We start from the raw sequence: 21,372 nt of genomic DNA, 5'->3' as shown, positions 1-21,372 counted from the left end.
GAAAAGTGACTGCGTCTGTGACGCGAGATCCTGCTCCATCGCCGGGGTTGCTTCGCACTCCGGGCATGATCGGTGTCCTGATCATGGCGGCGGCAGCTTTCGGTGGCTGGTCGTTGCTCTTGCCGGTGGTGCCGTTGCTGGTTGCGCATTCCGGCGGATCGGATGCGCTCGCCGGATCGGTGACCGGTGTCTTCATGGCGGCCACGGTCGTGACGCAACTGCTCGTGCCTCGGTTGTTGCGGACGCAGGGCTACCGGCGCGTGCTGGCGGTCGGATGTCTGCTCCTCGGTCCACCGTCGTTGGTGCTGTTGATCTCGGCCGACGCCGGCCCCGTCCTGGCGGTTTCCGCGGTGCGAGGAATCGGTTTCGGCATGCTGACGGTTGCCGGCAGCGCGCTCGTGGCGGAGTTGGCGCCCAAACGAATTCTGGGCCGTGCCACCGGCGCTCAGGGAATCGCGATCGCAGCGTCACAAATGGCGGGGCTTCCGCTGGGGCTTGCGATCATGGAACGGTGGTCGGCGACACCGGTGTTCGTTCTCGGTGCGCTGATCCCGGCACTCGCGCTGGTGGCCATTGCCGGGTTGCCGAAGATCTTCGCCCAGCCCACCGGCGAATCCGCCCGGTTGAGTGTGTTCGTCGTCTTGGTCCCGGTGCTCGCTCTGGCGTGTGTGTCCGCGTCGTTCGGCGGGCTGTCGTCTCTACTGCCGATCGCAATCTCGGAGCGCGCGGCCGTTGCAGGTGTGGTGTTGGCGACCGCCAGTGGATCGATGTTGATCGGCCGGTACTCGGCGGGCCTGATCGCCGATCGTCTCGGCAGTGGTCGGACACTCGCGCCGGCATTGGCGTCGTCGACCATCGGATTGGTGCTGTTCGCGATCAACGTCGACGGTGGGTCGACGCCGGTCTTGTTCTGCGCGGCGGTCCTTTTCGGGCTCGGGTTCGGGGCGGTGCAGAACGAATCCTTGGTCATGGCGTTTCAGGCTGCCGGCCCGAGGCAACTCGGATCCGCCAGCGCGATCTGGAACATCGGCTACGACGCCGGCACCGGAATCGGTGCATTGGCGTTGGGATTCGTGGCCACGACTGCCGGCTATGCGTGGGTCTTCGCGGTCTCCGCGGTCGTTGTCGCTCTGCTCCCGGCACTGGCCGCGGGCGGCAAAGTGATCGGCAGCAGGGTTGCCCGATAGAGTTGGGGCATGAGCGCTTCCACGATTGCTGTACTCGATTACGGCTCCGGCAACCTGCATTCGGCTACTCGCGCACTGGCGCGCACCGGGGCGCAGGTGGAGGTGACCAACGATATGAAGGTTGCATTGGCGGCCGACGGTCTGGTGGTGCCCGGCGTCGGTGCGTTCGCGGCCTGCATGGAAGGTCTGCGCGCAGTCCAGGGTGACCGAATCATCGGTAGACGCTTGGCCGGTGGCCGACCGGTGCTGGGTATCTGCGTCGGCATGCAGATTCTGTTCGACCGCGGAGTCGAATTCGGTGTCGAGGCGGAGGGCTGCGGCGAATGGCCTGGCACCGTCGAGAGGCTGCAAGCAGAGGTTTTGCCGCACATGGGCTGGAACACCGTGGAGGCTCCGGAGTCGAGCACGCTGTTCAAGGGTATCGACGCCGACACCCGCTTCTACTTCGTTCACTCGTACGGTGTGCAGAGTTGGGAACTCGCGCCGTCCGAGCACATCGCACCTCCGAAGCTGACGTGGGCAGATCACGGCGGAAAGTTCCTCGCTGCCGTCGAGAACGGTGCGTTGTCGGCAACGCAGTTCCACCCCGAGAAATCCGGCGACGCAGGCGCCGAGTTGCTGAGCAACTGGGTGCAGAGTTTGTGACCGGGAGTTCCGGCCCGAACCGCGGCGACGACTTTTCCCTCGCTCGTCTGGCGTTGTTCTCGCTCGGCGCCGCTGTGGCTGCGTTGGCGGTCGCCACCGTCGTCATCGTCGTGCTCAAACCCTCGCCGGGTGTCGGTCTCGCGATCGGTCTCGTGGGGGTCGTTGCTGCGATCGCGGCAATGGGCGTCGTATCCAAGCGGATGACCCGAAAAGCGTTCGGTGACCCGGAAGACGGTTCGAGGTCCTGACCTACTAGGGTTACCGCACGTGAGCCTGGTCCTTTTGCCTGCTGTAGATGTTGTCAACGGTGAAGCTGTTCGCCTCGTGCAAGGAGAGGCGGGAAGTGAGACCGGTTACGGGTCGCCCCGCGACGCTGCTCTTGCGTGGCAGAACGACGGTGCCGAATGGGTGCATCTTGTCGACCTCGACGCCGCTTTCGGGCGTGGGTCCAACAGTGAACTGCTGGCAGGCGTCATCGGCGACCTGACGGTCAAGGTGGAACTCTCCGGAGGAATCCGCGACGACGCTTCCCTGGAAGCTGCACTGGCCACCGGCTGTGCCCGCGTCAATCTCGGAACCGCCGCTATCGAAGATCCCGAGTGGTGTGCCCGTGCATTGGCCAAGTACGGCGACAAGATCGCCGTCGGCCTCGACGTTCGTCTGGTCGACGGCCAGTACCGCACCCGTGGGCGCGGCTGGGTCACCGACGGCGGCGATCTGTGGGAGACCCTGGCCCGTCTCGATCGCGACGGCTGCACCCGTTACGTCGTCACCGACGTCTCCAAAGACGGCACGCTCACCGGTCCCAACCTCGAACTTCTCAGTCAGGTCTGCGCTGTCACCGACGCTCACGTCGTCGCCTCCGGTGGTGTGTCGACCATCGAGGATCTGCTCGCCATTTCCAGCCTGGTTGATCAGGGTGTCGAGGGCGCGATTGTCGGCAAGGCGCTGTATGCCGGTCGCTTCACTCTCCCCGAAGCGCTGGCAGCAGTTTCCGGATAGATTTTCCAGATGACTCCGACGCGTGACCTCGACGAACTTCTCGCGATTGCGGGTCGGCTTCTCGATGGCGTCCACGATCAGTTCGTCGCCGGTGTCGGCGCCCCGAGTGCGGTCCGCAAGGGCTGGGGTGATTTTGCCACCGAGGTCGATCTTGCGCTCGAGAAGCGGTTGACCGCGGAGTTGTTCGAGCAGACCGGCATCGAGGTGCACGGCGAGGAATTCGGCGGCCCAGACGTCGGTTCGGGGCTCGTCTGGGTTCTCGACCCCGTCGACGGTACTTTCAACTACTCGGCCGGATTGCCCACTGCCGGAACACTGTTGGCGCTTCTCGACGATGGTGTCCCGGTACTCGGATTGACCTGGCTTCCATTGATCGGGCACACGTACGCCACTCGTGCCGGCGGTCCGTTGTTGGTCAACGGAATCGCCGTACCGCCGCTGGAGCCAACCGATCTGGCGTCGTCGATCGTCGGATTGGGTGCCCTCAACGTCAACAGTCGCGGCCGGATCCCCGGCAGTTTCAGGCTCGACCTCCTCGCCGAGATCAGCAAGGTGTCCTCGCGGATCCGAATACACGGCTCCACCGGAGTCGATCTCGCTTTCACGGCGGCCGGCATCCTGGGCGGAGCGATCGTCTACGGCCGCAACGCGTGGGACAACGCGGCCGGGGTCGCGCTCGTTCGCGGTGCGGGCGGGGTGGTCACCGATCTGGCCGGAAACCCGTGGACCGTAGAATCGGAGTCGGTGCTCGCTGCCGCCCCGGGCATCCACGGTGAGATTCTCGATATCCTCAACGCGCTCGGTGATCCGCGCGCTTCGTCCTCAGGAGGACCACAGTCATGACCCTCGCAGTTCGTGTGATTCCGTGCCTCGACGTCGACGCCGGACGAGTGGTCAAGGGTGTCAACTTCGAGAATCTTCGCGACGCCGGAGATCCCGTGGAACTCGCGGCAGCGTACGACGCTCAGGGCGCCGACGAACTGACCTTCCTGGACGTCACCGCCTCCACGTCGGATCGTGGCACGATGCTCGACGTCGTAAGTCGTACTGCCGAGCAGGTTTTCATTCCTCTGACCGTCGGCGGTGGAGTACGCACGGTCGCGGACGTCGATCGTCTGCTGCGTGCCGGTGCAGACAAGGTCAGCGTCAACACCGCGGCGATTGCGCGCCCGGAACTGCTCAAGGAACTGAGTGAGCGTTTCGGCTCGCAGTGCATCGTCCTCTCGGTCGACGCCCGCACCGTTCCGCAGGGGCAGCCGGACACACCGTCGGGGTGGGAGGTCACCACGCACGGGGGCAAGCGCGGCACGGGCATCGACGCTGTCGAGTGGGCCGAGCGTGGTGCCGAGTTGGGAGTGGGGGAGATCCTGCTCAACTCCATGGACGCCGACGGCACCAAAGCGGGCTTCGACCTTCTGATGATCCGCGCTGTCCGGGCAGCAGTCCACGTACCGGTGATCGCCAGTGGCGGTGCCGGCCTGGTCGAGCACTTTGCCCCGGCAGTCGAAGCGGGCGCAGACGCAGTTCTCGCAGCGAGTGTCTTCCACTTCGGCGATCTGAGCATCCCGGAGGTCAAGGATGCGATGCGTGCCGAGGGAATCGTCGTTCGCTAGGCGTTCTCGGCGCGGATTCCGTCGAACATGAGGCGGCTGATGGCTTGGTTCAGCGTGGTGCAGTCGACGGACGAATCGGCTCGCAATCCTTGAATCGCACTTGCCAGCATCATGCCGTTGACGGCCTGCGCAGTGTTGTCGACGTCGAGGTCGGCGCGTAGATAGCCGCATTCGACTCCGTGATGCAGGTACGCCGCGGTCAACGATGCCGACTGGTCGAGTAGATCGAGCATCCGGCCAGTGAGATCGGCGTCGACGCCTGTCGTCTCGAAGAGCAGAACCCGCGGAATACGCGGGTCGTCGAAGAAGATGCGGGGGAGCGCTTCGGCGATGCGACCGACCTGGGCGCGGTACTCGTCCAACGTATTTGCTGCGTCAGGGGCATTTTCGACGGCGAGTGCGCTGATGATCTTTGCGATCAGATCGTCGATGACGTGGTCGATGATGTCGCGCTTGTTCTCGAAGTATCGGTAGAACGTGCCGTGACCGATTCCGAGAGTTGTTGCGATATCGGCAATTCCGGTCGCGTGGTAGCCGCGTTCCGCGAAGCAGTCGAAAGATGCGTCGATGATCTCGCGGCGCAATTCCGCTTTTTTTCGTTCCGCTCGGGTCATGGCCTTCGTCACGTCTGGAATGATACCGTTCTCAATAACGGAATGACGTGTCAGTTTCTGATGTGCAGTTCACGGGTGCGTGGTTCATGGGTGTGCAGTTCATGAGAGGGATTCTCCGATGGCAGTGCAGTACGACGCAGTAGTGGTGGGGGCGGGCTTCGGCGGAATGGGTGCGGCCATTCAACTCAAGCGGATGGGCCTGGACAACCTGGCGATCCTCGAGCGTGAGGACGATCTGGGTGGAACCTGGCACGTCAACCGCTATCCCGGTTTGGCTGTCGACATCGCGTCGGTCACCTACTCGTATTCGTTCGAGCCCAATCCGAACTGGTCCAGGCTCTTCGCACCGGGTGCCGAACTCAAGAAGTACGCCGATCATGTCGCGGACAAGTACGACCTGCGGAAGCACATGACGTTCGGTGCCGTGGTCAACGGAGCCCGCTGGGACGAAGATTCCTCGCACTGGGTCGTATCCGTGGAGGGGGCACCGGACATCACTGCCAAGTACCTCCTGACTGCGACGGGTTTCCTCTCGCAGCCCCATCGACCGGACATCTCCGGTATCGACGAATTTGCGGGCAAGATCATCCACACCACCGCCTGGGACGATTCCTACGACTTGTCGGGCACCAAGACTGCAATCATCGGAACCGGCGCCACCGCCGTGCAGTTGATCCCCGAGGTGGCGCGGCAGGCCGCAGAGTTGACCGTCTACCAACGCACCCCGATCTGGGTCGTTCCCAAGATCGACGTCCCCATTCCGAGCGCAGTGCAGAAGCTGTTCTCGCGCATTCCGCTCACCCAGCGAATCGCCCGCGCTGTCAGTTCGTCGATACTCGAAATGATCATGGTCAGCGCGGTCCTGCATTACAAGCAGGTCAAACTGTTGAACAAGGGCGCTGCAGCCGCATCGCGAGCGTTTCTGCGGTCGCAGGTCCGTGACGCGCATCTCCGCAAGCAACTCACACCGGACTACGACTTCGGGTGCAAGCGACCCACGTTCTCGAACAGCTATTTCCGTACCTTCACCAAAGACAACGTGCACCTCGAAACCACGTCGATCGACCACATTGCTGCAGACGGAATCGTCACGGCCGACGGCCGCAAGACCGAGATCGACACGCTGGTGCTGGCAACGGGATTCAACCTCTGGGATGTGAACTTTCCGGCCATCGAGGTTATCGGCCGTGAGGGCCGAAACCTCGGTAAGTGGTGGCGCGACAACCGTTTCCAGGCCTATGAGGGGGTCGCGGTTCCCTACTTCCCCAATTTCCTCACGCTCGCCAGTCCGTACTCGTACAGCGGGTTGTCCTACTTCACGACTATCGAATCCCAGATGCAGCACATGGATCGACTGTTCGGTGAGGTGAAACGGCGTGGCGCGGAGACGTTCGAGGTCACCGAAACCGCCAACGCCGAGTTCCTGGACCGGATGACGGAGAACCTCGCGGACTCCGTCTTTTACGGCGGCAGTTGCCAGACTTCGCGGAGCTACTACTTCAATCAGCACGGGGAGGCGGCGATCCTGCGGCCCACGTCTACACGCAATGCGTTTGTCGAAGCGAAACGCTTTCCGCTCGAGGATTATTCGATCAGCTAGGCGGGCATGCCCCGTGTTCGGCTATCTCGCCGATCTGACTCCGCTCGGAACCGATATCACGGGATAGCGGTTCTGCCGGTTCAGTCGGGAAGAGACCGAGCTGTGTATCAGTTGGCTCACCGCGGAGGCAGCGCCTTTTCGCGGTGAGCCGATCACGATGGTGAAGGCGTCGTACTTGTCCGCGGTCGCGAGGATGACACCGGCCGGGTCGCCGTAGGTGCAGTCGTATGTCCAGGTGTCCGTGTGCGAGGCAAGTGTCGAGGTTGTCTGTTCGCGTTGCGACACCATCTCGTAGTGCAGACGCGTTTCGAACTGTGGTGAGTCGGTTTCGACAGGCAAGTCCTCGGACGTGATGCAGTGAACGACGTGGAGTGCTGAATCCTCCTTGGCGGCAAGCGTCAATCCGTAGCTGACGACATTCTTGCTGCTCAGGCCTGTGCCGATCCCGACAACGATGTGGCGGGCCGGGACGCGATCGGTGCTCGCGTTCACGAGGTGGCAGGTGTACTCCGGGTGTGGGCCGTCATGACGTTGATGGTTCATGTCGGATCCTCTTCCAGAGCGAGAAGCGAAGAAACTTTCATTCTACGGCGACCAAGCAGGGGAATTCCACGGAAGTCACAGGTGGAAGGTATAAACATCATATGAGTCTTGATCCCGCAATCGCGGCGAAGCTGAAGCGAAACGACGCCGGACTGTTCAGCGCGGTTGCTCAGGAGAAGTCGACCGGTGATGTGCTGATGGTCGCGTGGATGGACGACGAAGCGCTCGCGCGAACACTGGAAACCCGTAAGGGGACGTACTATTCGCGCTCGCGCCAGCAGTACTGGGTCAAGGGTGAGACGTCGGGGCACACTCAGTACGTCCACGAAGTGCGACTCGACTGTGACGGCGATTCGGTCTTGCTGATCGTCGATCAGGAGGGCGCCGCGTGCCACACCGGCACTCACACCTGTTTCGACACCGACGTCCTACTCGCTGCGGAACAGTGACACGAGATGGCCGCTGACAAGACTCCACAACCGCTCGATTACGCCTTCACCGCTCCCATCGAGAAAGACGGGGCGTTCGCGACATTTCTGACGGTGCCTGGTTCGGCGGAACTTCTGGGAACCAGGCGCGCTGTGAAGGTGGTCGGGACTCTCGATGGTGAACATCCCTTCGAGGCGACGCTGATGCCGTCCGGTGACGGTCCACACTGGCTTCCGCTGCGCGTGGCGCTCTGCAAGGCGATCGGCAAGAGCGCCGCTGGAGAAGAAGTATCGGTACATCTACAGCAGCGACTGAGCTGAAGTTTTCCCGAACCAAGGAGCGTCGTGGTCGACAGAGCGGTTGATTCGTTGCATGTGGTAGCGCGAGAGCTGAGCCCGTTCGGCGGTGACGAGTCGAAAACACGCACGTTGCGCATGTCGCGGACCCTCGCGGCGCCCATCGGCACGGTCTGGGCGGCGATCACCGAGTTCGACCGCATTCCCCAATGGTTCATGCCGGTCGGGGGAGAAGCCAGGATCGGCGGCCACTATCAGCTCGAGGGCAACGCCGGCGGCGAAATTTTGGCGTGCGATGCTCCTCGAACACTTCGCATCACCTGGGAATACGGCGGCGATGTGAGCTATGTGACTGTGAATCTCGCCGAAAAAGGCAGTGGTGCAACGCTGTTCGACTTCGAACACGCCGCGGACGTGGCGCCGGATCGGTGGGCCGAGTACGGTCCAGGTGCCGTCGGTGTCGGGTGGGACATGGGACTGCTCGGGCTGGCTCGACACGTGGAACTGGGGATCGCGACGCCACTCGAGACACCCGAGTGGTCGGCGAGCGACGAGGCCAAGGCATTTATCGCGGGAAGCAGTGAACTGTGGGCCGAAGCTGCGATCGCATCGGGCGACGACCCGGATGCGGCTGCAGCCGCCGCTGCTCGCACGACCGCTGCATACACCGGGTAGATCACCTCTACGAGGACTAACATCGGATTAGTCTGGTTGTTGCGGGACTTCCGCGCCACGAGCGGAGACGACGATGGTGTATCGGCTCATCGAAGTAGTGACGGTGTTCGTCCACTTCGGGTTTGTCCTCTATGTGGTGCTGGGTGGGTTCGTGGCGTGGAAGTGGCGTCGTACCATCGGTTTCCACCTTCTTGCAGTCGTCTGGGGAGCCGGTTCGATAGCGGTCGGATATGACTGCCCGCTGACCAATCTCGAGAACTGGGCCCGCCGAATGGCCGGTATCGCGGAGTTGCCGTCCACCGGATTCATCTCGCACTACATCACCGGCGTGTTCTATCCGGCGAGTATCGAAGGCCTGGTACAGGCGCTCGCGGCGACAGTGGTTGTCGGATCCTGGGTCGGATACGTGCTGCTCGGACGGCATTCGAAGGCTGAGGTCAAAGCGTCTTCAGTGTCGTGATTCCGTACAAACGATCCCTGCCGTTTCCGGATGGAAACGGCGGGGAGGCGCGATCAGGATTTACGCGCGAGTCAGTGCCACCACCGGAATTGTGCGGATCCCAGCTGTCTTCTCCGCGTATTCGGCAAATCCCGGGTATCGGCTGGCCTGCTCGTCGTAGATGCGGTCATGCTTCTCGCCGGTTACTTCGCTGACGGAGACCGGGTATGTTTCGGTGCCGATCTCGACCTCTGCCTGGTCGGTGGCAACGAGGTTGTAGTACCAGTCGGGATTGGTCGGGGCACCGGCCTTGGATGCAAAAACGTAGATGGTCTTCGGATCCTGCTCGTCTGCCAGATACATCATGGGACTCACGAAATCGCGTCCGGATTTGCGTCCTGTGTGGTGGACCAACACCATGGGCGCACCTTCGAAGGGGCCACCTACCTTGCCCTCGTTCTCCCGAAATTCCGCAATGATTCCTGCGTTCCAATCGTCGGTACTCATCGTTGTCTCCCGGTCTGCGAGTGGCGAAGGGCTCTGCCGCCAAGCTTTGCACAACTGGTGAATCGACGAGAGGTCATCTACGGCGTCCAGCATGATCTACTATCTACGTATGAACGCAGATAGTGATATTTGTCGCCGCAAGCTTCCCGATGATCAAGTCGACCTCGTAGTCGAGGTGTTCCGCATGCTGGCCGACGCAACCCGTGTGCAGGTTTTGTGGGCATTGGTAGACCGCGAGTGCTCGGTGAACGAACTGGCGGAACGCGTCGGCAAGCCGGCGCCCTCGGTGTCGCAGCACCTGGCGAAATTGCGCATGGCAAGGTTGGTACGAACGCGCCGCGATGGTACGACGGTGTTCTATCGTCTGGAGAACGACCATGTGCGCCAACTGGTTACGGATGCGGTCTTCAATGCCGAGCATGCCGGACCAGGATTGCCGGGGCATCACCGTAGTGAAGGTGAGCTTCGGGAGATACACCCGGAGCGCTCGGCGAAGGTCGATCGTAGCGATCAAGAAGAAGGTGCGTCATGACGCACGAACCAAAGATGTCCCACGGCCACGGCCACGGCCACGGCCACGGCCACAGTTACGGCCACGGCCATGTCCACGGCCCGAAGGGGTTTCGATCGGCAGTTCGCGAAGTGTTCTCCCCGCACAGTCACGACGCTGCCGACAGTGTCGACGACGCATTGGAATCGAGCGCAATCGGCATCCGGGCGGTCAAGATCAGTCTTGTCGCGCTCGGAGTCACCGCAGTTGCTCAGGTTGCGATCGTGGCGATCTCGGGTTCGGTGGCGCTGCTGGCGGACACCATTCACAACTTCTCCGACGCGCTCACGGCAGTCCCACTCTGGATTGCCTTTGCGCTCGGTCGGCGCGCTGCAACCAGGCGCTATACCTATGGTTTCGGGCGTGCGGAGGATTTGGCCGGACTGTTCGTGCTCGCCATGATCGCACTGTCGGCAGTGATCGCCGGTGTCGAGGCGGTGAGGCGATTGATCAACCCGGTCGAGATCGAGCACCTCGGTTGGGTAGCGGCGGCAGGTTTGATCGGTTTCATCGGAAACGAATTGGTGGCGTTGTATCGGATCAGGGTCGGCAGGCAAATCGGTTCAGCGGCCCTGGTGGCCGATGGATTGCATGCTCGGACAGACGGATTCACCTCGCTCGCAGTCCTTCTGGGGGCGGGGGGAGTTGCGCTGGGTTTCCCGTTGGCAGATCCGATCATCGGCCTTGTCATCACCGTGGCCATCGTGGCGGTGCTGAGGACTGCAGCGCGAGACGTCTTCCGGCGGTTGATGGACGGCGTCGAACCGGAGTTGGTGGACGGCGCCGAGCATGCATTGATGCACGAACCCGGAGTCCTCGGTGTTCGTGATCTGAAGATGCGGTGGATCGGACACCGACTGCATGCCGATGCAGAACTCGACATCGATCCCCGGGCAACGCTTGCCGAAGCTCACGCGATTGCACACAGCGCCGAGCATTCGCTCACTCACGCGGTACCCAAACTCGCTACCGCCTTGGTGCATGCGTACCCGGCGCATGACGCGCCGAACTCCGAGGTCGGATACCGATCGCCTTCCCGGTGATCTGTGCCTGATGTCAAGCGGACGCGACTTCCCAGGCGAAACCGTCAGGATCCGCGAAGGGTTCGGACGCACCGGTGATGGTGATTCGGTGCGATCCGGTGCCCTCGGGAGCGAGCCCGGCGTCCTTTGCCAGGGCGCCTCGGCCGTACAGTGCCAGCGTGACATTGTTTGCTGCGCTGGTGAATTCGACGTACTTGCGGCCGAAGCTCTTCGACACCTCGAGGCCGTGGTCGAGGTAGAACTGCTTGCTGGCCTTGACGTCTTCGGCGCCGAGCAGCAGCACGAGGCTGTCGATTGTGCGGGTGGCGGGTTCATTGTTCTTCTTCGACGACGTGGCGATCTTCCAGATCGAACCGTCCGGAGCCTGAAGGACTCCGCCGTATCCCCAGAGGGATTTCTTCACCGGCTTCAAGACGGCGGCACCGGCTGCGAGTGCGGCGCCGACGAAGGCGTCGACGATGTTCGGTTGGGAGACGACGAGCGAAAGGGTGTACCCACGAAACCCGGTTGTCGGTTCGTTCGATTCGCGTAGCTGGATTCGATCTCCGACGCCGAGAGCGTTGTAGAAGGCTTCGGCTGCGACGAGGTCGGGTACGTCGAGGATCACGGATTGCGCGGTGGTCATCCGGGCGCTCCCTGCTGATGTGTGGATTGACGACGTGTGGTCGGAAGTGGACTTCTGTGGTGTGTTCATGTGTTTCAACGTAATTGCGGGCCCCTTGGCTGTGCTTCTCGATTTCTGATCGGTTTGCTGAGACTGCTTGCAAGGTGCAGCGCTCGAGCGGGCACTAGGTGGGCAATTTGTCGTGAATGTACTGTTCAGCCGATGTTTTCTCGATAGGCTGATGAGCGCTGATCGGACGTATCTCACGCCACCATGGAACGGGGAAACCAGTGATCGCACTGCGAGGAAGGTCGTTAGCCGCAGCAGTAGTGGTGTCCATGACGATGGCGTTGGCCGCGTGTACGTCCGCTGAATCGGCGCCCGAGGTGGGCGCCAACTACGGCTCGGACGGAACCGCCGTCGACTACCGGGAGCCGGTGAAACTGAGTAGCCGAGATGGTGTTCTCGAGGTGCGCTTGTCCGCTCATCAGGGAGTGATTCCGCTCGATACCGCTTCGGCGCCCGTGTCGAATTTTCTGCTCTTCGGGTACGAGGTCATCCGCGGTACGGCGTCGGACGGATCGACCTCGGCGAGTGACGTCTATCCGGCGCCGACTCTCCGCGTCAATCCCGGAGAGCGATTGATCATTCATTACGACAACGATTTGCAGGATCTCACGATCGAGGACTTCTACGATCCGGCATTCACACCGGCGGGCGGGGACGTGCCGATCTATCCGCCGGCGCTGACGTCGGGTCCGCTGAATCTGCACACGCACGGAGTGCACGTGAGTCCGGACGGCAATGCGGACAACGTGTTGCTCAACATTCCCGCCGGCCAGGGAAACGTGTACGACTACGCGATTCCGGGGACGATGCCGAACGGTCTCTACTGGTACCACAGTCACCGGCACACCCTCACCGCCCAGCAGACGTACATGGGCTTGGCCGGGCTACTGGAAATCGGCCGGCCGGACGGGAATTTGCCTGTCGTGACGGCAAACGACGTTCCGATTCGCGATATGGCACTGCAGTACAACTTCGTATTCGACCGCAAAGGAAAGGGCCGACAGCTCAACGACGCGAACTGGCCGCAATTCGTCAGTACGTTGACGCCACCCGCCGGTACGGAATTAGCCGACGGGACGTACCGTCCGAGCCTTGCTCCGGTGAATTTCTCGGACACTACCGAGGGCGCGCAGTATTTCACCAACTGGTACGCGGGACCATTGTCCCCGGCCAATCATCGTGGACAGAATCAATTCGTTCCAGGCAATCTGCAGAGCTTCGTGGGTGAATCGACGAGTGTTCCGGCCGATCCCTCACTACCGGACAACCAACGCGATGTGCAGTACACCGTGAACGGTCAGTTCCAGCCGTCGCTGAAACTGAAGCCGGGGCAGACCGAGATCTGGGTGCTTGCCAACATCAGCGACTTTGCCTACATGCCGGTTACGTTGACGGAAACCGCAACCGGCACCCATCCGAAGTTCGCAATCGTGGGGCAGGACGGAAACCCGTTCGACGAGGTCAGGCCGCCCGTGGACGGGGACGGAACCAGGCTGGTGATTCCGCCGGCCTCGCGCTATGCAATCGCCGTGACGATGCCGGAGTCCGGCGATCTGGTGCTGGAGATGCCACCGCTGGAAGGTGCGAAACCGGTGAGCAATCCGGGCATTCTCTATACCAACAACGGTACCGACAATCCGCCCGCCGAACTCGGAACCGTCACCGTCGACCCGGCGGTGATCAGTTACGCGGACGGATTCTTCACGTTCCCGACTCAGCAGTTGATCCGCGCGACGCCAGACAAGGGCGAAGGAAAGACCACTCCCTTCGAGTTCGGACAGAAGCTCGATACCTACACCTCGTTCGTGGATACAGCAGCGATGACGCCCGACGTGACCCGCAACCTCACAGTGTCCGGTGGGTTCGGAAACGAGAAGGCCAGCAACAGCGACCCGAAGGCCTTCACCTACGAATTCGCCGACAACACGTTCCCCAACATCCCGCTGATTCAACCGCGGCTGAAGTCCGTTGAAGAATGGAAGATCACGAACCTCAACAACGACGAACACCCGATGCATATTCACGTCAACGACTTCCAAGTGATGGAAGTCGTTGATCCCGTCGCAGGGACGACGACGGGGGTTCAGCCCTGGGGGATCGACAATGTGAACGTGCCTGCTCCGGTGACTGACGAGAATGAGAATGCTCTCGAGCCTGCGTCAGTGACGTTACGAACGAAGTTCACCGAGTACACCGGAACCTTTGTGATTCACTGCCACCGACTCAATCACGAGGACAACGGTTTGATGGCTACCGTCAGCGTGATTCCCGAGGTATCGACGTATGCCGTCGCGATACCTGGTTCGGCCGGCGTGCCCGCCAAGGTGCAGATATTCGATGCCAACGGCGACAAACTGATCACCGCTGTGACGCCCTTCCCGTCGTTCGAAGGCACCCCGAGTGTTGCGATGGCGGACGTGAACGGAGACATGGTGCTTGATCTGGTCGCTGGAACAGGTGCAGGCTCGGCTCCGGAAGTGGTGGCGTACAACGCAGTAGGCGGCGTGCCGTTCACCGACGAGTTGGCAAGATTCGCCCCCTTCGATGTGGGTTTTCGTGGCGGAGTGAACGTCGGCGGCGTCGATATCGACGGAAACGCATTGGCGGACAACATCATCGTTGCGTCGGGCCCGGGGATGGAGTCGCAGGTCAAGATTTACTCCACCGACCTTCCGGCGGACAAGAGGTCCGCACCCGCAGAATTCGGTTCGTTCTCGCCGTACCCGGGATCGAGTAGCGGAGTCACGTTCGCAACCGGAATGGTCGACAGTCACTCCGGTCGAGCGAGCATCGTGACAGCACCCGGTGCGGGCGAGGAGCCGTTGATCAAGACGTTCCGCTACGACCTGTACGAACCGACGGCGGCTGCGAAGGGCGACTCCGATGAACACGCAGGTCATACGGTTGGTCCGGTAACGACATCACAGTTCTTGGCCTTCGACCAGGGCTACCGCGACGGGGTGTCTCTGTCGACGGGTTGGGTGGCCGGCGCCGAGGGCGGCGCAAAGTCGATAGTGGCAGGCATGCTCGGAGGAGAAGGATCAATCCGCGTCTTTTCGAGTGGATCCAGGCTCGACGGTGCACCCGAGATGTACCTCGAGAGTCCAGATCACCATTCGACGGACGTGGCGTTTCGGGAGGTTGCAGCTTTCGACCCGTTCACCGCTCCAGGGTCGGGTGTGGGAGTGGCCACGACGAGCACGACTACCGGCGCGGATCTCCTCGTCAGCGGCAGCAACGGAACGGGTGCCGAAGTTCGGAAATTCACTCTCGGTCGTGCCGATCCGTTTGCGACCACATTGACACCGACGCTTGTGGGAACGCTGCCGCCCTATCCCGTCGGCGGGGGAGTTCTGCCGCTCGGTGGTCGATGATCAGGTTTTGAGATTTTCTGAAAGTAGTTACATATCAACCGGTCTCGAGTTCGATGTTTCCTGAAACCTGTCCGTTATGTCTCTGGCTCTCGAAAGTGTGTTCGATTAAACTCTCTGCATGGACAGTCGGGATGCGTGGCAGCTGGATGGCGAGGACCTCAAGAGTGAGGTTCTGGATCTGGTGCGTGTCCGGCATGAGTTGCAGTCGCGGATGGTGTTGTTGATCGTGGAGATGTTTTCCCGTGAGGTTCTCGGTGGGAAGGGGTTTCGGGTGATCGCGCAGTGGTTGCATGGTTCGACGAATCTGGAGATCGGTGAGTGCAGTCTGCTGGTCGGGTTGGCGCGGTTGTTGATGCTCGAACCTGTTGTGGCGGATGCGTTTCACCGCGGTGATGTGGATGCGTTGAAAGCACGGCAGGTGGCGTCGTTTTGTCAGCATCCACCGAAGAACATGACCCTGGCGGATGTGGACAAGGCCCGCGGGATTCTGCTCGGGTTGGCGTCGAAGAACATCGCCGATTGTGATGCGGTGCGGGCAGCGATCCGCCGAATCGAGAAGCAGTACGGCAAGCGTGAGGACGGTGTTCCGGTCGGCGAGGATTCCGAACGTAACGAGTTCTACGCCTCGAAAGGCCTGTACGGCAGAGTGACTGTGAAGGGTGATCTGGATGCTGTGAACGGGGCCCGTCTGATCACGTTGTTGTCGAGTTTGTCGGCGCCGACGCCGGAGAAGGACGGCGTCAAGGACACGCGTACTCCGGCATTACGGCGTGCGGACGGGTTTTGTGAATTGTTGCGCCGGTATGAGCGGGCGGGGTTGGGTCCGATCGAGGGCGGCGTGAAACCGCACATCACGGTGACTGCGTCGGCGAAGGACGTGACGGATCTGCAGGCCTTGAAAGACCTCCTGCCGTCCACTGAGGAGTTGGGGTTTGCGTGGACGGATTGGGTGGGTCCGATCAGCCTCGACACTGCCCGGATGCTGGCGTGCGACTGCACCGTGACGCGGATTTTGTTGGATGAGAATGGTGTTCCGCTCGAGTGCGGTAAGGAAGCGAGAACGGCGACGGTTCCGCAGCGGCGGGCGTTGGCGGTTCGGGATGGTGGGTGTGCGTTTCCGGGGTGTGGGACGCCCTCGGGGTGGTGCGATGCTCATCATATTGTTCACTGGAATGATGGCGGCCCAACGGATCTCGACAATCTGATCTTGTTGTGTGGTCATCATCATCGGACGCTGCATCACACCGAGTGGCGGGTGGAGATCGGTCCGGATCGGAAGTCGGTGTTCTATCCACCGATGTCGGTTGATCCGCACCAGCATCCGATCGGCGGGAACAGCCCACCGACAGCCGCCTGAACGGCCATAACTGGAAATGCCAGCGTATGCACCGGGGAAGAATCATGGCCCGGTACATGCGCTGGCATTTCGCGTTCTGGAGAGCTCAGGGCAGCGACCAGAACTGAGTAGTCACCAGATAGAAGACGACCACCCAGAACAAGGTCACCGCAGCGACGATCGCCACCCCTTGCGCGTTGGTTTTTGCGACAGGAATCCCTGGAGGTGGACGCAGCCAACGGTGCAGGAGCCGATTCACGTAGTACGGCATCGTGAAGAAACTCATGATGAAGCTCGACAACAGGTTGCCGATCAACAATCCGAGCCAGAGTGGCAGCTTCAGCGGTGACAGCGCCAAAGTTAGCAAGACGACAGTCGGGTAGAGACCGACCCAGACCGCGATCGAGGTTTTTGTCTCCGAAGGTGGAGGGGCCTCGTTTCCGTTCTCGTCGAAGGCAAACCAACTGCCGAACGAATTGTCCACGGTTCGCAGTTCGAAGTCGTGGAACTTGTGACCCTCGGCGAGAAGCTGTTGTCGCTCAGGGGAAGTCAGCCACGTGTCGAGATGGGCAGCATTGTCGAAGCGATACAGCAGGGTCCACTCATCCTGCACACCGTCGACTGGGCGAAACAACTCGGTGCCGCGGAATCCGTCGAAAGCACTCTCCACCTCCCGAAGGCGATCCTGCCAGGCAAGGAACTCGTCGATACTGTCGTCACCTACTCGGTGCGTCACTACGACAGTCAGCAGTGGGTCCGGAGGCCTGATCCCGCCGCTCACTACCTGCTGCGTGGCCGGGCCGTCGAAGAACTGACGACCGCTGTCGAGGTAGTCCTGCCTCGTCGCGCTGTTGATCCACGCCTGAACATGAGCGATGGAGTCGAATCGGTACACGATCACCCAATCAGGTTGGGTGGGCGTCGGAGCCGCGATTTCTGCCCCGAGGAAGCCTGCATAATCTGCGGCCGCCCGGTTGAGATCTTTCTGCCAGACCTCGAATTCTTTCTCCAGTCCGGCACGCACGCGCTGGCCGATGATGACCGTCGCGGCGCTGTCCGCCGACGTGTTCGCGGTCATCGGTTCAGGCCTGAGTAGATGCGTTCCGGGGTGAGCGGTAGTGACCGGAATCGTGACCCGGTGGCATCCTGCAGTGCGTTCGCCAAAGCAGGGGCAACCGGATTGATGCAGCACTCCGCCATGCCCTTGGAGCGGAGTGGGCCGTCGGAGTCTGATGACTCGACGAGGATCACCTCGGTGCGTGGGACATCTGCATAGGTCGGGATCCGGTAGTTACGTAGATTCGGGTTCATCATCGCGCCGTTTGCGTCTACGTGGAAGTTCTCGGTGAGTGCGAAGCCGATGCCCTGGGCGACGCCACCTTCGATCTGTCCCCGCACCTGCGCCGGATTGATGATCACCCCAGCGTCGGTGGCTTGGACACTGTAGAGGATGCGGATCTCGCCGGTGATGCGATGGACGGCGATCCGGAAGCCATGAGCGTTGGACACCACGCTGCGCGGCGACCCGTACGCTTTCCGTGCTTCGGTGAATCGGATCCCGCGCGGGCGTGCAGCCTCGAGTACCTCTTGCAGTGTTAATCGAGTACTACCGCAGACGATCTTGTCGTCGTCCATCGAGCACTGGGCAATCGAGACGCCGGTGTGATGTGCGGCGAAGGCCAGTAGTCGATCGCGGAGCGCATTCGACGCGCGAAGTACCGCGTTCCCAGCGACAAACAGGCCGGCGCTGGCGAAAGCGCCTGTGTCGAAACCGGTTCGGTCGGTGTCCGACTGAATGATTCGTACACGTGACGGTGTTGTGCCCAGCTGATTCGCGGCGATCTGCACGTGGGCGGTAGAAGTTCCCTCACCGAATTCGACTGTGCCGATGGCAAGTTCGTATACACAGTCTTCGCCGAGGGTGAGCCAAGCCTCGGAAATGTGCTCGGTGGGTGGCGCGGTCTCATGTAGTGAACTGGCGGTACCGGTGCCGATCAGCCAATCGTCTCCGAGCGAGGGAACCGGTTGGCGCTTCAACGCGGCGTCGATCAAATCGATGCATTGCCCCAGTCCGTCTTCGGTGAAGATCACGTCGTCCGGGCCGTCTTCGAGTGCGACGAGCGAATCGCCCGGTCGGACGATATTGCGTCGACGCAGTTCGAGCGGATCCATGTTCAGCGCGATGGCCAATTCGGTCATGGCCGATTCCACGGCAAAGGCCGGTTGAGTCATCCCGTACCCACGCAAAGCGCCGCTCGGGACGTTATTGGTGTACACGGAATACGCATCGAACTTCTTGTTCGCACAGCGATAGAGCGAGACTGCCGCGCCGCCGGCAAAGAGTGTCTCTCCGCCGTGGTTTCCGTATGCACCGGTGTTCGAGACGTTGCGATAGTGGAACGCGGTGAGTGTCCCGTCCGACTTTGCTCCGAGCTTGATTGTGAGTTTCATCGGATGACGCGGTGACGCGGTGGTGAACTCTTCTTCTCGGGTGAATTCGAGGCAGACGGGACGACCGGTGTCCAGGGTGGCGAGCGCCACCAGATCTTCGCTGATCACTTCCTGTTTTCCTCCGAACCCGCCGCCCACGCGTTTGCAGAACACGCGCAGCTGATCCGGGCGGAGGTCGAAGAGATGGGCGAGTTTGACCTTGGCGATGGAGGGGGACTGCGAACTCGTGCGAACGTGAAGGCGTCCGTCTTCCATCCATGAAATCGAACCGTGCGTCTCGAGATGTGCGTGCTGCACTCGCGGCGAGAAGTAGGTGCCTTCGTGGATGACGTCGGCCTCGGCGAACCCGGCCTCGACGTCGCCCACGTGACCGTGAAGTTCGAGCAGGATGTTGTGCTCGGGATCTCGAACAAAGGGATCGTCGGATCCGTGCAGGGCTGGAGCGCCGTCGGCCATGGCCTCTTCCGGATCGAACACGGAAGGCAGGATCTCGTAATCGACCTTCACCTTCCGACGGCCTTCTTCCGCAGCGACGACGGAGTCGGCGAGGACGGCCACCACCCGCTGACCCACGAACCGCACGACGTTGTCGAGGATGTACGTGTCGTCCGGATCAACAAGGTGGTCGGTATGAATTGCCGTTGTAAAGAGCTTGCGCGGCACGTCTTTCCAGGTGTAGACGCGATGGACACCGGGGACGGCGAGCGCCTCGGTGGTGTCGATGGAGGTGATGCGTGCATGCGCGTGGGGCGAGTGCAGCACTTTCAGGTGCAGCATGCCGTCGATCGCGGTGTCCATAGTGTATTCGGCTCGGCCGGTCACGACGTCGGTGGCCGCCGGCGCCCCGACGCTGGTCCCGACCGCCTGTCCGGGGAGGGCAACTTCGACAGCGCCGACACCGTTGACCGCGTCTTCGATGGATCGGTAACCGGTGCAGCGGCACAGGTTTCCCTTGAGCGCTCGCGGTAAGTCTTCTTTCTGCGCGTCGGTGAGCGCCGCGGAGGTCATGATCATTCCGGCGGTGCAGAACCCACACTGAAAGCCGGGTGCATCCCGGAACTGTTGCTGAATCGGATGGAGATCTTCGGGCGTACCGAGTCCCTCGATCGTGGTCACCGCGCGACCGTCGGCGCGAAAGGCGGGCGTGATGCAGCTGTGTATCGGCGCTCCGTCGAGCCACACTGTGCACGCCCCGCAGTCCCCGCCGTCGCAACCCTTCTTCACCCCGTGGTGTCCGAGGTGTCGAAGAAACGTCCGGAGACACTGCCCCGGGAACGGTTCCTCGTCGAACTTCCGGTCGTTCACCGTGTAGCTCATGACTGGCTCCCCGTGAGTTCGATTCGGAGCTCGTCGGCGTAGTGACGGGCGAGGTGCAGGCGGTGGTCGGGGGTTCCGTTGGGATCGTCGAACCAACTGTCGGCCGAAATGGAGTCGACAGCTCGTCGCAGAGAGTGCTCGTCCGGCATCGTGTCGAACGTCAGCCGGATCGGATGCGTAGTGCCGGCGGTGATGGTGAGGTGAAAGTCGTCGGCTCCCGGAGTCTGCGTCGCGATCATGAAGATCGTCGAACGGCCGAGGTGCGTGAGACTGAAGCGGCGGTGGGCGTGGCGTTTGGTGAGCGCGTGCACCGGGAACTCGATGCTCCGAAGAACTTCGCCCGGCTCCAGGACATTCTGGTGGTCACCGGTCACGAAGTCGCACGCGTCGACGGTTCTCACTGTTCCGGCGGTGGCCCACAGCGTGAAAGTAGCCTCGAGTGCAACTGCCAGGGTGATCATCGGTCCGGCGGGAAGCGACATACAGATGTTGCCGCCTACGGTGGCCGAATTCCACACCTTGAAAGACGAGAGGAAGTACTCGCAGCTGACGCGAATAAGCGGACTCGCACGCCAATTGTCCGGCGGGACAAACGCATACAGTTCGGCAACGGTGCACGTAGCTCCGACACTGAAATGAGTCGCGCCGACCTCCAGTGGTGTCCAACCGAGCGCGGTGAGGTCGACCAGTCGACGCGTGTCGGGTTGTTCCGCTGAGAACAGCCACGTTCCTCCCGCGAGCCAGGCGTCGCCGGGACGCCACACGTCCCCTGGGCGATCCGGTGGTCGGCGTATCACGTCGGTAATGGTGGTGATGTCCATGCGCCTGCTCCCCTCGGGGGATGTGTCGTCTCGGAGTGGGACATTACCGAGGTGACGGGACACATTCACACTTTTAGTGCATATCGGGCACGTGAAACATGAGCGATACGTACGTGACATCACCTGGTGGTCCGTGCATGTGCTTGCCGATTCTGGGTACGACTGCTTGAGAGGCGCGATCAGCCTCTTGCTTTCGCGCTGTTGATTCGGACGCGGCTACGCACTCGGCGGCCGCGGAGATCATGCGGGGCGGGGCG

The 21,372-nt window shown here is 61.8% G+C and carries 22 protein-coding genes; 15 read left to right on the top strand and 7 right to left on the bottom strand.

All coding sequences use genetic code 11. From position 1 onward, the window contains the following. The first annotated feature begins 65 nt into the window (after positions 1-65). Genes GJB56_RS09340 through hisF form a run of 6 tightly spaced genes read left to right on the top strand, consistent with a single transcriptional unit; the run spans position 66 to position 4,447 of the window. Complete coding sequence (locus tag GJB56_RS09340; RefSeq protein WP_024487482.1) at positions 66-1,187, top strand: MFS transporter; 1,122 nt, start codon at positions 66-68, stop codon at positions 1,185-1,187. Between the two features lie 9 nt (positions 1,188-1,196). Beyond that, positions 1,197-1,832 carry an imidazole glycerol phosphate synthase subunit HisH gene (gene hisH / locus GJB56_RS09335; RefSeq protein WP_003942389.1) on the top strand — a complete coding sequence of 212 codons (636 nt, stop codon included), beginning with the start codon at positions 1,197-1,199 and terminating at the stop codon, positions 1,830-1,832. Next, on the top strand, positions 1,829-2,080 hold the full coding sequence (locus tag GJB56_RS09330; protein WP_019748773.1) for a hypothetical protein: 252 nt from the start codon (positions 1,829-1,831) through the stop codon (positions 2,078-2,080). The genes hisH and GJB56_RS09330 overlap by 4 nt, the downstream gene beginning before the upstream one ends. Positions 2,081-2,099: 19 nt before the next feature. Beyond that, entirely contained in the window at positions 2,100-2,834 is a 735-nt protein-coding gene (gene priA, locus GJB56_RS09325) for a bifunctional 1-(5-phosphoribosyl)-5-((5-phosphoribosylamino)methylideneamino)imidazole-4-carboxamide isomerase/phosphoribosylanthranilate isomerase PriA (RefSeq protein ID WP_003942371.1), read from the top strand. Positions 2,835-2,843: 9 nt separating this feature from the next. Then, the gene (locus tag GJB56_RS09320) at positions 2,844-3,677 is read left to right on the top strand and encodes an inositol monophosphatase family protein (protein WP_021333657.1); all 834 of its coding nucleotides are present in this window, start codon (positions 2,844-2,846) and stop codon (positions 3,675-3,677) included. Continuing rightward, on the top strand, positions 3,674-4,447 hold the full coding sequence (gene hisF, locus GJB56_RS09315) for an imidazole glycerol phosphate synthase subunit HisF (RefSeq protein WP_003942380.1): 774 nt from the start codon (positions 3,674-3,676) through the stop codon (positions 4,445-4,447). Before GJB56_RS09320 ends, hisF begins: the two co-directional genes overlap by 4 nt. Here the strand turns inward: hisF and GJB56_RS09310 are convergent. After that, entirely contained in the window at positions 4,444-5,061 is a 618-nt protein-coding gene (locus GJB56_RS09310) for a TetR/AcrR family transcriptional regulator (RefSeq protein ID WP_175413870.1), read from the bottom strand. The genes hisF and GJB56_RS09310 overlap by 4 nt on opposite strands. Positions 5,062-5,179: 118 nt before the next feature. Here GJB56_RS09310 and GJB56_RS09305 point away from each other — a divergent pair, with 118 nt between their 5' ends. Beyond that, positions 5,180-6,661, top strand: coding sequence for a flavin-containing monooxygenase (locus GJB56_RS09305; RefSeq protein ID WP_113684120.1), 1,482 nt, complete (start codon positions 5,180-5,182; stop codon positions 6,659-6,661). 21 nt (positions 6,662-6,682) lie between these two features. Here GJB56_RS09305 and GJB56_RS09300 read toward each other — a convergent pair whose 3' ends face one another. Continuing rightward, on the bottom strand, positions 6,683-7,204 hold the full coding sequence (locus GJB56_RS09300; RefSeq protein ID WP_113684119.1) for a universal stress protein: 522 nt from the start codon (positions 7,202-7,204) through the stop codon (positions 6,683-6,685). A 101-nt stretch (positions 7,205-7,305) separates the two neighbouring features. On the opposite strand from GJB56_RS09300, the gene hisI reads away from it, so the two are divergent. The 4 genes from hisI to GJB56_RS09280 all read left to right on the top strand — a co-directional run bounded on the left by hisI (position 7,306) and on the right by GJB56_RS09280 (position 9,064). Continuing rightward, the gene (hisI, locus tag GJB56_RS09295) at positions 7,306-7,653 is read left to right on the top strand and encodes a phosphoribosyl-AMP cyclohydrolase (RefSeq protein WP_003942390.1); all 348 of its coding nucleotides are present in this window, start codon (positions 7,306-7,308) and stop codon (positions 7,651-7,653) included. Positions 7,654-7,659: 6 nt separating this feature from the next. Next, the gene (locus GJB56_RS09290) at positions 7,660-7,953 is read left to right on the top strand and encodes a DUF1905 domain-containing protein (RefSeq protein ID WP_019748768.1); all 294 of its coding nucleotides are present in this window, start codon (positions 7,660-7,662) and stop codon (positions 7,951-7,953) included. 24 nt (positions 7,954-7,977) lie between these two features. Beyond that, positions 7,978-8,604, top strand: a complete 627-nt coding sequence (locus GJB56_RS09285) for an SRPBCC family protein (RefSeq protein WP_092763521.1) — start codon at positions 7,978-7,980, stop codon at positions 8,602-8,604. 73 nt (positions 8,605-8,677) lie between these two features. Further along, the gene (locus tag GJB56_RS09280; RefSeq protein WP_075833371.1) at positions 8,678-9,064 is read left to right on the top strand and encodes a DUF2784 domain-containing protein; all 387 of its coding nucleotides are present in this window, start codon (positions 8,678-8,680) and stop codon (positions 9,062-9,064) included. A gap of 60 nt (positions 9,065-9,124) precedes the next feature. On the opposite strand, the gene GJB56_RS09275 is transcribed toward GJB56_RS09280, so the two are convergent. Then, positions 9,125-9,550 carry a nitroreductase/quinone reductase family protein gene (locus tag GJB56_RS09275; RefSeq protein ID WP_113684179.1) on the bottom strand — a complete coding sequence of 142 codons (426 nt, stop codon included), beginning with the start codon at positions 9,548-9,550 and terminating at the stop codon, positions 9,125-9,127. A 109-nt stretch (positions 9,551-9,659) separates the two neighbouring features. Between GJB56_RS09275 and GJB56_RS09270 the strand changes: the two genes are divergently transcribed. Both GJB56_RS09270 and GJB56_RS09265 read left to right on the top strand, forming a co-directional pair. Further along, positions 9,660-10,082 carry an ArsR/SmtB family transcription factor gene (locus tag GJB56_RS09270; protein WP_154606666.1) on the top strand — a complete coding sequence of 141 codons (423 nt, stop codon included), beginning with the start codon at positions 9,660-9,662 and terminating at the stop codon, positions 10,080-10,082. Continuing rightward, positions 10,079-11,143 (top strand): cation diffusion facilitator family transporter, encoded by a 1,065-nt coding sequence (locus GJB56_RS09265; protein ID WP_113684117.1) that lies wholly within the window; start codon positions 10,079-10,081, stop codon positions 11,141-11,143. Before GJB56_RS09270 ends, GJB56_RS09265 begins: the two co-directional genes overlap by 4 nt. 13 nt (positions 11,144-11,156) lie before the next feature. Here the strand turns inward: GJB56_RS09265 and GJB56_RS09260 are convergent, their stop codons facing one another. Next, on the bottom strand, positions 11,157-11,768 hold the full coding sequence (locus tag GJB56_RS09260) for a glyoxalase (RefSeq protein WP_019748763.1): 612 nt from the start codon (positions 11,766-11,768) through the stop codon (positions 11,157-11,159). A gap of 317 nt (positions 11,769-12,085) precedes the next feature. Here GJB56_RS09260 and GJB56_RS09255 point away from each other — a divergent pair, with 317 nt between their 5' ends. Together GJB56_RS09255 and GJB56_RS09250 are read left to right on the top strand one after the other, a co-directional pair. Continuing rightward, a complete protein-coding gene (locus tag GJB56_RS09255; RefSeq protein ID WP_230091212.1) occupies positions 12,086-15,190 on the top strand; it encodes a multicopper oxidase family protein in 3,105 nt (1,034 codons plus the stop codon). Positions 15,191-15,308: 118 nt separating this feature from the next. Then, on the top strand, positions 15,309-16,547 hold the full coding sequence (locus tag GJB56_RS09250) for an HNH endonuclease signature motif containing protein (RefSeq protein ID WP_113684115.1): 1,239 nt from the start codon (positions 15,309-15,311) through the stop codon (positions 16,545-16,547). An 85-nt stretch (positions 16,548-16,632) separates the two neighbouring features. Here GJB56_RS09250 and GJB56_RS09245 read toward each other — a convergent pair whose 3' ends face one another. The 3 genes from GJB56_RS09245 to GJB56_RS09235 are packed head-to-tail and all read right to left on the bottom strand — an operon-like array spanning position 16,633 to position 21,115. Next, positions 16,633-17,604: an antibiotic biosynthesis monooxygenase gene (locus tag GJB56_RS09245; RefSeq protein ID WP_113684114.1), complete on the bottom strand. Its 972-nt coding sequence runs from the start codon at positions 17,602-17,604 to the stop codon at positions 16,633-16,635. After that, positions 17,601-20,294, bottom strand: a complete 2,694-nt coding sequence (locus GJB56_RS09240) for a molybdopterin-dependent oxidoreductase (protein WP_113684113.1) — start codon at positions 20,292-20,294, stop codon at positions 17,601-17,603. The genes GJB56_RS09245 and GJB56_RS09240 overlap by 4 nt, the downstream gene beginning before the upstream one ends. Further along, complete coding sequence (locus GJB56_RS09235; RefSeq protein ID WP_019748692.1) at positions 20,291-21,115, bottom strand: FAD binding domain-containing protein; 825 nt, start codon at positions 21,113-21,115, stop codon at positions 20,291-20,293. The genes GJB56_RS09240 and GJB56_RS09235 overlap by 4 nt, the downstream gene beginning before the upstream one ends. Positions 21,116-21,372: the final 257 nt, after the last annotated feature.

Source organism: Rhodococcus sp. AQ5-07 (assembly GCF_009707305.1).
In the GTDB taxonomy this organism is placed as follows: domain Bacteria; phylum Actinomycetota; class Actinomycetes; order Mycobacteriales; family Mycobacteriaceae; genus Rhodococcus_F; species Rhodococcus_F erythropolis.
Note: the sequence above shows the minus strand (reverse complement) of the source record. Positions and strands in the feature narration are given on the sequence as shown.